Source organism: Micromonospora sp. ATLC20, assembly GCF_057196585.1.
Genome location: NZ_JBXUOV010000368.1, coordinates 1 through 1,606, shown reverse-complemented (window position 1 = coordinate 1,606; position 1,606 = coordinate 1). Strand labels below are relative to the sequence as shown.

1 protein-coding gene and 2 pseudogenes are annotated in these 1,606 nt (G+C 77.1%); 2 read left to right on the top strand and 1 reads right to left on the bottom strand.

Features of this window, described 5'->3' with window-relative positions:
* Positions 1 to 192: pseudogene (locus AC2CHG_RS31325) on the bottom strand (SAV_6107 family HEPN domain-containing protein); the annotation flags it as partial.
* Between the two features lie 526 nt (positions 193 to 718).
* On the opposite strand from AC2CHG_RS31325, the gene AC2CHG_RS31320 reads away from it, so the two are divergent.
* Positions 719 to 1,207 (top strand): YbaK/EbsC family protein, encoded by a 489-nt coding sequence (locus AC2CHG_RS31320; RefSeq protein WP_135241301.1) that lies wholly within the window; start codon positions 719 to 721, stop codon positions 1,205 to 1,207.
* Positions 1,204 to 1,606: pseudogene (locus AC2CHG_RS31315) on the top strand (monooxygenase); the annotation flags it as partial. The gene AC2CHG_RS31320 and the pseudogene AC2CHG_RS31315, both read left to right, overlap by 4 nt.

The following is a 1,606-nucleotide window of genomic DNA, read 5'->3' as shown; positions in this document are numbered from 1 at the left end:
GGCCCGGGCGGCGAGCACGGCGGCGGCGGCGCGCAGCGCCGCGAGATGGGCGGCGGCGTACCGGAGGCCGTCGGGTCGGGTGCGGGCGGCCTCGGTCAGCCCGTCGCGGGCCACCGCGAGCAACTGGGCGGGGGTGCGGTGCGGCAGCACGTGCGCGGGCACCGTGGGCGCCTGGGCCGGACTGGTCGGCATGGGTCTCTCCTCCGCGTGTGGCCGGGGCGGGCGGTCGCGCGACGGTGGACGTCGCCCGGTCGCCCGGAGCGGTCGGTGCGGAGGAAGACGCACCTTGGTGGCGGCCGGCCGGATGTGGACGCTTCCCCACACCCACACCCGGCCGGCGTGCCGGCGGGTCCGTCGCCCGCCGCCCGGGGGTCGTGGGCGGCGGGCGACGACCTGCCTGACGGGCCCGGACTCGCGACTGTCCGAGACCCGGTGCGGCCCGCGGTGCCGCACCTCCCGGAAGCCGGTGCCGCGAAACACCGCTTCCGGAGCGTTCGACGAGTGCGCGACCGGCTCGGATCAGGCCGGGCCAGCCGGGGAGCTGAGCCGCTTACCGTTCAAGCCGAACCTGACGTCGAGCCGTAATCGAACACTCGTTCTAACTACCCTGACAGTACACCTCCCCTCCGACGAAAACGCAACGTGTGACGCGCCGGGGACGCACGGGAGGGCGACGGCCCCCGGCGGGGCCGTCGCGGGGTGGGGGAAGAATGGGTGCATGCAGCCACACCCGAACGTGCAGGCGGTGCAGCGCGCGCTCGACGACGCGGGCGCGCGGAACGGATCGGGCGAGGCCAGCCTCGTCCGACTGCTGCCCGACGCGGTGCACACCGCCGCCGCGGCGGCCGAGGCGCTCGGTGTCGCCGTCGGCGCCATCGCCAACTCGCTGATCTTCGACGCGGACGACGCGCCGCTGCTGGTGCTCACCTCCGGCGCGCACCGGGTGGACACCGCCGGGCTGGCCGCCACGCTGGGCGTGACCCACCTGCGCCGGGCCACCCCGGAGTTCGTCAAACGGCACACCGGGCAGGTGATCGGCGGCGTCGCACCGGTCGGCCACCCCGCGCCGCTGCGCACCGTCGTGGACACCGCCCTGGCCGGGTACGACGAGGTGTGGGCCGCCGGCGGCGTACCCCGGGCGGTGTTCCCCACCACGTACGCGGAACTGCTGCGGATCACCGCCGGCACCCCGGCCGAGGTGGCGTGAACCCCGGACTCGTCACGCTGCACGTGTGGCGTGTGCCCCGCCGGGCCGTACCCGGTGTGCTGGGCCGGATGGCCACCCACCCGGCGCGGCTGCGCCGGCTGCCGGGGGTCCGCTTCGCCAAGCTGCTCGGCACCGGGACCGGCACCGGCTTCGGCCCCGGCGACGCCGACCTGACCCGGTGGGCCGCGCTCGTGGTGTGGGACTCCCCCGCCGACGCGGCCGGGTTCGACACCTCCCCGGTCGCCCGTTCCTGGGCCCGGATCGCCGACGCCGCGGTACGGGTCGATCTGCGCCCGCTGACCAGCCGCGGCCGGTGGTCCGGCCGGGAGCCGTTCGGCGCGCCGGCCGGCGGACGGGTCACCGGGCCGGTGCTGGCGCTGACCCGGGCCCGGTTGTGGG

What these genes read in the sequence shown, in the direction of transcription:
- AC2CHG_RS31320 (WP_135241301.1), top strand. Translation starts at nt 719, where the DNA reads ATGCAGCCACACCCGAACGTGCAGGCGGTGCAGCGCGCGCTCGACGAC.